The organism is Humibacter sp. (assembly GCF_051954055.1).
Classification (GTDB): Bacteria; Actinomycetota; Actinomycetes; order Actinomycetales; family Microbacteriaceae; genus Humibacter.
In genome coordinates this window covers 1-8,419 of sequence record NZ_JBQCIE010000026.1, presented here as the reverse complement: position 1 = coordinate 8,419, position 8,419 = coordinate 1, and the positions used below count along the sequence as shown (strand labels likewise).

The 8,419-nt window shown below is 67.6% G+C and carries 9 protein-coding genes; 5 read left to right on the top strand and 4 right to left on the bottom strand.

Annotation, left to right across the window (positions count from 1 at the left end; translation table 11 throughout):
- Window positions 1–69 precede the first annotated feature (69 nt).
- Window positions 70–1,334 (top strand): IS3 family transposase gene (locus ACTHNC_RS03245; protein ID WP_440293163.1). Its coding sequence is split into 2 segments (ribosomal slippage): window positions 70–424 and window positions 424–1,334, totalling 1,266 coding nucleotides; the frame shifts between segments, so codons are not numbered across the junction.
- Here the strand turns inward: ACTHNC_RS03245 and ACTHNC_RS03240 are convergent.
- Complete coding sequence (locus ACTHNC_RS03240) at window positions 1,317–2,006, bottom strand: DUF222 domain-containing protein (protein WP_440293162.1); 690 nt, start codon at window positions 2,004–2,006, stop codon at window positions 1,317–1,319. The two genes, ACTHNC_RS03245 and ACTHNC_RS03240, sit on opposite strands and share 18 nt — an antisense overlap.
- A 159-nt stretch (window positions 2,007–2,165) precedes the next feature.
- Between ACTHNC_RS03240 and ACTHNC_RS03235 the strand changes: the two genes are divergently transcribed.
- The 4 genes from ACTHNC_RS03235 (at window position 2,166) to ACTHNC_RS03220 (ending at window position 6,674) form a co-directional block, all read left to right on the top strand.
- The gene (locus ACTHNC_RS03235; protein WP_440293161.1) at window positions 2,166–3,020 is read left to right on the top strand and encodes an alpha/beta hydrolase; all 855 of its coding nucleotides are present in this window, start codon (window positions 2,166–2,168) and stop codon (window positions 3,018–3,020) included.
- A gap of 31 nt (window positions 3,021–3,051) precedes the next feature.
- Complete coding sequence (locus ACTHNC_RS03230) at window positions 3,052–3,633, top strand: TetR/AcrR family transcriptional regulator (protein ID WP_440293160.1); 582 nt, start codon at window positions 3,052–3,054, stop codon at window positions 3,631–3,633.
- The gene (locus ACTHNC_RS03225) at window positions 3,630–5,018 is read left to right on the top strand and encodes an MFS transporter (RefSeq protein ID WP_440293159.1); all 1,389 of its coding nucleotides are present in this window, start codon (window positions 3,630–3,632) and stop codon (window positions 5,016–5,018) included. Before ACTHNC_RS03230 ends, ACTHNC_RS03225 begins: the two co-directional genes overlap by 4 nt.
- Window positions 5,019–5,213: 195 nt before the next feature.
- Window positions 5,214–6,674: an NAD(P)/FAD-dependent oxidoreductase gene (locus ACTHNC_RS03220; RefSeq protein ID WP_440293158.1), complete on the top strand. Its 1,461-nt coding sequence runs from the start codon at window positions 5,214–5,216 to the stop codon at window positions 6,672–6,674.
- Between the two features lie 40 nt (window positions 6,675–6,714).
- Here ACTHNC_RS03220 and ACTHNC_RS03215 read toward each other — a convergent pair whose 3' ends face one another.
- The 3 genes from ACTHNC_RS03215 to ACTHNC_RS03205 form a co-directional block, all read right to left on the bottom strand.
- Window positions 6,715–7,740 (bottom strand): alpha/beta hydrolase, encoded by a 1,026-nt coding sequence (locus ACTHNC_RS03215; protein WP_440293157.1) that lies wholly within the window; start codon window positions 7,738–7,740, stop codon window positions 6,715–6,717.
- 41 nt (window positions 7,741–7,781) lie between these two features.
- On the bottom strand, window positions 7,782–8,213 hold the full coding sequence (locus tag ACTHNC_RS03210; RefSeq protein WP_440293156.1) for an SRPBCC family protein: 432 nt from the start codon (window positions 8,211–8,213) through the stop codon (window positions 7,782–7,784).
- Window positions 8,210–8,419, bottom strand: a 210-nt coding sequence (locus ACTHNC_RS03205; RefSeq protein WP_440293155.1) for an ArsR/SmtB family transcription factor, incomplete at its 5' end; no start/stop codon positions are given. The genes ACTHNC_RS03205 and ACTHNC_RS03210, both read right to left, overlap by 4 nt.

The following is an 8,419-nucleotide window of genomic DNA, read 5'->3' as shown; positions in this document are numbered from 1 at the left end:
GGGCCTTGACCCTGGTTCTTGGACACGCTGATTCCGGCCTTGTGTCGGGGAAGCGAGATGATCGAAGTCATGTCCAGGAAGAACTACTCGGACGAGTTCCGGCGGCAGGCTGTGGACTTATATGAGTCCACTCCCGGCGCGACGGTGCGTGGCATCGCCGCGGATCTCGGCGTCGAGCGTGGCACGTTGCGGTTGTGGCTGGAGCGGCTGGGCACGGGTCGGAAGACGGCAGCGGACGGCGCGGCGGCGCGCAGCCCCTTGCGGGCACGGGCGGCAGCGCTGACGGTAGCCGACGAGGACCGGGACGAGACGCTTGAGCAGCGGGTGGTGCGGCTGGAGACAGAGAACCGCGCGTTGCGGGCCGAGCAGGTCAAGCTCACCACTGAGCGCCAGATCTTGCGTCAGGCGGCCAAGTATTTCGCGGGGGAGACGAACTGGTGAACCGCTTCCAGTTCGTTGAGGATCTCTCCACCACCTATCCGGTGAAGCGGTTGTGTGAGCTCGTGGAGATCACCAGATCATCGTTCTACGCGTGGCGAGCTGGAGCACCGGCACGGCGGGCACGGGCGGTTGAGGACGCCGCTCTTGCTTCGCGTATCCGTGTCGTCCACGAGGCGGACAACACTATGGGCGCGCCACGGATCACGGCGGAGCTCAACGATGCTCCCAACGTGACGCGGGTGAATCGCAAGCGGGTGGCCCGGGTGATGCGTGAGAACCAGATCCGCGGTTATCAGAAGCGTCGCCGGGTGCGCACCACCGTCCCCGAGCCGGCAGACCAGAAGGTCCCCGATCTGCTGCGCCGGGACTTCACCGCGCCGGCACCGAACCAGCGGTATGTCGGCGATATCACCTACCTGCCGTTGGCGGAGGGCACCAACCTGTATCTGGCGACGGTGATCGACTGCTGCTCCCGGCGCCTGACCGGGTGGGCGATCGCTGATCACATGCGCACCGAACTCGTCGAGGACGCGCTCCGCGCCGCCCGGTTGACCCGCGGGTCGCTGGCCGGATCGGTGTTCCATTCCGACCACGGATCGGTCTACACCTCGAAGGCGTATGCCAAGCTCTGCGCGCGGCTGGGCGTGACCCAGTCCATGGGTGCCGTAGGCACCAGCGCCGATAACGCTCTGGCGGAGGCATTCAACGCCACGCTGAAGCGGGAGGTCCTGCAAGACCGCGCCGTGTTCACTGACGAGGCGGCCTGCCGGCGCGAGGTATTTCGCTGGCTCGTGCGCTACAACAGCACCCGACGACACTCCTACCTCGGCTACACGACGCCCATCACGTTCGAAGCCGACCTCACCGCCGCTACGCTACCCAAAGCGGCATAACCCAACCCCGTGTCCACGAACCGGGGGCAAGGCCCGGTGCCGCATCGCCTCTTCCGCACCGGTCTCCACCCCGTCCGGGTCCAACGCGATCCTCCACACCATGGCTTGGACACGGGTCTGGTCGGCGGTGAACCCGCCCACCGCCGAGGCCACCAACTCTTGTTCTGCGGCCGCCGAGTCGGCGGGGTCCGCCCGATGCTCCACACTCGACAGCGTGCTGATGATGATCCGGGCCGCATCCTCACCGAGGTCACCGGCGGAAACCGCTGCCGCGACAGCCGGGAACTTCGGCGGCAACAACCCACCGGTGAGCGACCCGCGCACGGTCACCGCCTGACCGAGCGCCGCCCGTCGAGCCGCGGTCGCTTCGGAGACTCCGGTGAGTCGTGCCGTCAACTCGACAGGTGTGCGGCACCCGTTCTTCGCCGACAACCGTTCCGCACCCAACCCTTTCGGGGAGCGTTCGAGGATCTCGCCGGCGCAGTGCGCCCGTAGCGCATCCACCCGACGACCGAGCACTTCAACCGCCCGGGTCGCCTCCAGCAGCGCCTGATCGCCGAGACCGTGCACCTCACCGGCCGGGAGCACGTCATCCAGTGCTGCCGCGAGCGCGTCGAACGCATCGGTCAGGGTCGCCGTGGTGTCGGCGGTGGGTGCGTCGGGGGTGTTCATGTAGGCAAGTCAAACACCACCCACCGACATTCCGAACCATATCCTGACCTGGCCTTTTACCTGTGGATAACGTCTCAGAACACGTGCCTGTGGACGGAGAGACAGCGCTGCAAATCGAGCGACTCCAGCGAACGTCACGCGCTGATCTAGCCTGGCTTCGTGGCCGAAGTCTTGCCGTACGCGCCGTTGCCGATCGAGCAGGATGGCATCCGTTACGCGTACGGGCCGCACTCCTCGCCGCGCCCCGAAGTGAGGCCCGGGCACACCGACGAATTCGAGCTCGATCACAGCACGAGATACCTCGGCAATTCACGCCGACTGTGGATCCACACACCACATGGACATCACCCCGACGAGCCCGCCGCCGTCATCTTCTTCAACGACGGATGGCTGTACCTCGACCCCGACGGCGATGTGCGCGCGGGAACGGTGCTCGACAATCTGGCGGCCGACGGTGCCATCCCACCCGCTATCGGAGTTTTCGTCGACCCCGGCATCCACCTTGTCGACGGTGTCGTGCAGAAGAACCGGAACGTCGAATACGACGCGTTCGATGCGCGTTACGCCGACTTCCTACTGCACGAGGTCCTGCCGCTCGTCGAGTCTCGATTCGCGGTTTCACCTGAGGCCGGCATGCGAGCGATTTGCGGTGGAAGCAGCGGCGGGAATGCCGCGTTCACCGCAGCATGGATGCGCCCGGAGAGCATGGGCAAGGTCATCGCATTCAACTCGAGCTTCGCGCAGATGCCCGGCGGCAATCCCTATCCACGGCTCCTCGCCGAGGCACCGCGACATCCGCTTCGGATCTTCCTCCACGCCGCCCACCGGGACTTGAACTGGAATCATCCGACGTCGAACTGGTTCGCCGAGAACCTCAAGACCGCTGCCGCCCTGGCCGAGAACGGTTATGACTTTCGACTCGTCGTCGGTGACGGAGGTCATAGTCCGAACCACGGCGGTGTCCTGCTGCGTGGCGCGTTGCGATGGTTGTGGCGAGACCCATCGGCGGATTAGTTACTAGTTACTATCCACTAACATAGGCCACATGGCACAGCGGATGCGCGGAGCGGATCGCCGCTCTCAGGTACTGGAGATAGCGGCGCGCGAGTTCGCTCAGCACGGCCTGCACGGAGCATCCACCGAGGCGATCGCCCGGGAGGCGGGCATCACCCAGGCATACATATTCCGGATGTTCGGCACGAAGAAGGCGCTCTTCCTGGAGCTTGTGACGGCCGCATTCGACCGGGTCAGCGAAGGGATGCTCGCGGCCGGCAACCCCGCCACCACACCCACCGGCCTCGACGCACTGAGCCGCATGGGCGCCCGGTACTACGACCAGCTGGAGAACCGCACCTCGCTACTCCTTCAACTCCAGGGCTTCGCCGCGTGCAGCGACCCGGAGGTGCGGGCAGCGGTCCGCGGACGCGTTGGGCACATGTGGCAGGTCGTCGCCGACACGACCGGACTGGATGCCGTGACCGTCAAGTCGTTCCTCGCGTTCGGGATGTTGCTGAACGCCGGCGCCGCCATCGACGTCGACGAGGTTGACGAGCCGTGGGCCGACGGCATCCGTACGCGCATCCAGCCGGGACTGTTCGAGCACATCACCGCCGAGACGAATCGGTGAACACGAGGCATCTCGGCGCAGCGCTCGTCACCATCGCGTTCCTCGGCGCGGTGATCGGCGGTGTCGGTGCGCCGCTGATCACGTCCGTCGCACTCCAGCTCGACGTTCCACTGGATGCCGCGCAATGGACGCTCACGGTGACCCTGTTCGCCGGGGCGATCACGGCACCCGTGCTCGGTCGGCTCGGCGCTGGCTCTCACCGGCGTGCAAGCATCCTCGTCACCAGCTGCCTGGTCGCGCTCGGCGGACTGCTCACCGCGATCCCGCTGCCTCCCGGTGTGCTCCCCTTCGCCGTGCTGCTGGTCGGTCGCGCACTCCAGGGCCTCGGTCTCGGCCTCATCGCCCTGCTGATGAGCGTCGCCCGCGACCACCTGCCGACCGAGCGAGCGCACTCCACGATCGCGACCATCTCCGTTGCCGGTACGGTCGGCATCGGCGTGGCCTACCCGCTGATGGGCCTCATCGACCAGCTCGCGGGCCTCCGAATCGCCTACGGCGTTGGCTTCCTGATCTCGCTCACGGCCGTGCTGATCGCCTGGCGCACCATCCCGAAGGATGCTCCACAACGGACCCCGAAGGTCGACTACCCGGGTGCGCTGCTCCTCGGCCTCGGCACCCTCTGCGTACTGCTCGCCGTTGCGCAACCAGCGGTGTGGCGGATGCCGTGGGTCGGGGCATCCGTTCTCGCGGCGGCGGCCATCGCTCTCACCGGGTGGGTCGTCGTCGAACGACACACGGCAGCCCCGCTGGTCGATCTCGCCCTCTTCAGCCGGGGCGGGCTGCTGCGCGCTAACGCCGCGATGCTCACCGCGGGCGTCGGCATGTACCTGCTGTTCTCGCTCCTCACCCGCTACGTCCAGACGCCGGCGAGCGCGGGATATGGGTTCGGGCTGTCGGGAGTGCTGGCCGGGGCTGCGCTCATCCCGTTCTCCGTGCTCGGCTTCGTCGCCGGCCGGGTCACACCGTGGTTCACCACCCGGATGTCTGCACGCTGGACGTTCGTGATCTACGCGGGCTTCGTCATCCTCGCCGCGGTCGTGTTCGCGATCGCACCGGTATCGCTCGTCGCTACGCTCGCGGCCATGGCCATGCTCGGTTTCGGGGTCGGCGGCGTCTCGGCGATCATGCCGAGGCTCGTGTTGCGGGATGTGCCGCAGGAGGAGACGTCGAGCGTCCTCTCGATCAACCAGATCGTCCGCAGCGTCGGGTTCAGCATCGGCAGCGCGGTCGCCGGCCTGCTGCTCGCCACGGCGACACCGGCCGGCGCGCTGCTCCCGAAGGAGCAGGGGTACTGCGTCGCCGCACTGTGCGTGCTTCCACTGCTCGTACTCAGCGCCGCGCTGATCGCCGTGGCACGTCGGTCCCCACAACCGATGGACGCCTGAAGCCCTGACGAGCGAGCACGATGCGGATGAGCGCACCGTGCCCGATCGTGGCCCAGCCCCGGCGGACGAATCGCCCGGTTCGGCGCCGATTCGCGACTGAATCCACCCGGCCCGCGATGCCAGCCTCCCGCGAAGATGGAGAGGGACTGCAGACAACCGATACGGCCTACACCCGACGAGAAAGCGAGGCATCCCATGGGCACAACAGTGTTCGAGCGTCAGCGCCCGAACGCCGTCACCGTCGACCACGCACTCACCGGAACGAGGCAGGCGGTTTTCTGGCTCGAGGATGCTCCGGGCGACGCGTACCCGTCGCTCACGGCGAGCACGACGGCCGACCTCGTCGTCGTCGGCGGCGGCTACTCCGGGTTGTGGACAGCCCTGCTCGCCAAGCGCCGCGAACCGTCGACCGAGGTCGTGCTGCTGGAGGCGAAGACGATCGGCTGGGCCGCATCGGGACGCAACGGCGGCTTCGCCGAATCCAGCCTCACGCACGGCGAGGAGAACGGACGCAGCCGGTTCTCCGACGAGTACGACCAACTGGCCCGCATGGGACGCGAGAATCTCGACGCGATCGAGACGATCATCCACGAGCTGGACCTCGACGCGGACTGGGAGCGGGGCGGCGCCATCGACGTCGCGATCGAGCCGCACCAGGTCGAGTGGCTGCGCGAGGGCGCGAACGGCGAAGACGACGTGTTCCTCGGCGAGGCCGAGGTACAGGCATCCGTTCACTCGCCCACCTATCTGGCCGGACTGTTCCACAAGCGCGACAGCGCCCTGGTGCACCCGGCGAAGCTCGCCAGAGCCCTCGCCCGAGCGTGTGCGGATGCCGGTGTGCGGATCTTCGAGCACACCCCGGTAACCGAGCTGGTAACCGGGGGGAGCCGCGGAAGCGCGGGCAGCGGCGTCGACGTGCACACCGCGGCGCGCGACCTCACCGGACGCCCATCCGCCGCGGTCGTTCGCGCGAAGAAGGTCGCGCTGGGCACGAACGTGTTCCCGTCTCTGCTGAAGCGCAACCGCCTCTACACCGTGCCGGTCTACGACTACGTGCTGATGACCGAGCCGCTGACAGCCGAGCAGCTGGATGCCATCGGCTGGCAGGGCCGGCAGGGCCTCGGCGACAGCGCGAACCAGTTCCACTACTACCGGCTGAGCGCCGACAACCGCATCCTGTTCGGCGGATACGACGCCGTGTACCACTACGGCGGACGCGTGCGCGAGCCGTACGAGCAGCGTGAGACGACGCACCGCAGACTCGCGGAGCACTTCTTCACGACGTTCCCGCAGCTCGACGGCCTCCGGTTCACGCACAAGTGGGCGGGCGCGATCGACACGTGCAGCCGGTTCTGCGCGTACTTCGGCACCGCGCGCGACGGACGCATCGCCTACGCGACCGGCTTCACCGGACTCGGCGTCGCCGCGACGCACTTCGGCGCAGAAGTGATGCTCGACCTGCTCTACGGAGTCGAGACCGAGCGCACGAGCCTGAAGCTGGTGCGCTCGAAGCCGATCCCGTTCCCGCCGGAGCCCGTGGCATCCGTCGGCGTGAACCTGATGCGCTGGGCACTCGATCGCGCCGACCACAACGAGGGTCGCCGCAACCTGTTCCTCCGCACCATGGATGCCGTCGGCCTCGGCTTCGACTCCTGACGAGCGCGCATCAGACTCCCTCCCGGCCAGCGCGCGTTCGTCAGCCGATGGTGCTCAGGAACTGCAGCGTGGATGCCAACGCCGACCGCGCCGCCGCATGGTTCAGGTGGAACTGGTACTCGTGCTCGAGCGGCGGGTTCTCGTCGGCCGGGTAGAAGACGCTCGTCACCGGCACGCCCAGCGCCTCCAGCTTCGCCGCCATCGGCTTGGACTGCGATGTCGTGAGCGGGTCAGCGTTGCCGCCCGAGATCCACGTGCGGGGGAAGTCCTTCGTGACGTGGTCGATCGTGGTCATCGCCTCACCGCCGGACGTGTGCGACCAATCCTTTGTGCCCAGGTACGCCCAGAGCGCGACCCGGAACCCCCATCCGCCGATGCCCGGCGCCTTCGGGATGCCGCGCACGTCGTAGATGCCGCAGTTCAGGATGACGGCGGCCAGCTGATCGGAGGCCAGCGCGGGACGGATGCCCAACCCCTTCGCGTACGCCTCGTTCGTCACCATCACCGCCAGCTGCGCCGCGTACTGGGCGCCCGCGGAGTCGCCGGCGAGCACGATGTGCGACGGATCGACGCCGAGCTCGGCCGCGTGATCGACGATGTAGCCGAGCGCCGAGTTGAGCTGCTTCAGGGCGGTCGGGTACTGCGCTTCGGGCGCAACCGTGTAGTTCAGGCTGATGCCGGTGTATCCGTGCGAGGCGATCATCTCCACGTACGGGTCGACGTTCTCCTTGCTGCCGGAGATCCACGCTCCGCCGTGGATCCACACCACCGTCGTGCGCGGTTGCACCGCGCCGGCAGGTGCGTACAGGTCGAAGGTGGTGTCGGATGAACCGCCGGATTCGTACGGCACGTTCATCCGCTCGCGAAGCCCGCTCGTCGGTGCGTACTTCAGCATCGTCTGCACGGTCTGGTGCGCATTGATCTCGAAGACTGTTCGGATCAGCAGCGCACTCGGCCACGGATTGACGAACGCGAACACCGTGCCGATCGCGAGCACGATGACGACGCATCCCCACGCGATGACGGCATGACGCCGGTACCAAGGCGTATGCCTTCGCTCCCCCACAGCGATGACACTAGCGGTAGGGAGCGCGCTCAACGGGGAACTCAGGCCGTCGGCCGCCAGTCATCGGCGCCGAGCGGATGCCCCGAGCCGGCTTCACGAAGCCGCGGAAGGAAGTGCGCCCAGCCGGTGCGGTGCCCGGGGAGGCGAGCATCCGGAAGTCCGGAGTGCGTGAGGTCGACCCGCGTGCCCTCACCGGTCGCCGTCAGCTCGAACGTCACCTGCGACGCTCCAGGCGGAAGGTCGTCGCTGCCCGCGAACCCCCACGACACCACGACGCGCTTCGGTGGATCGACCTCCAGATAGCGGCCGCGCACGGGGTAGCCCGCGACGTCGACCTCGAAGCGGCCGCCCGGCTGTGGATCGAGCGACGCGTGCTGACCCATCCAGGCGGTCATCCCGTCGTTGGTCACGAGATACTCGAAGACCGCCTCTGGCGCGGCCGCGATGTCGATCGAGGTGTGGAAGTCGGTCATCGCTCGCGCCCTTCGACCGCCGCCTTCAGGCGGGCGAGCTGGGTCGGCCAGAAGCCGTCGAGATAGTCGCGCACGGCGGCAAGGCCATCCGTGCGCACCACGAAGAGGTGCCGGGTGCCGTCCCTCGACTCCTCCACGAGTCCCGCATCCCGCAGCACGCGCAGGTGGTGCGACGTGATCTGCTGCGAGAGCTCGAGCCGCGCGGC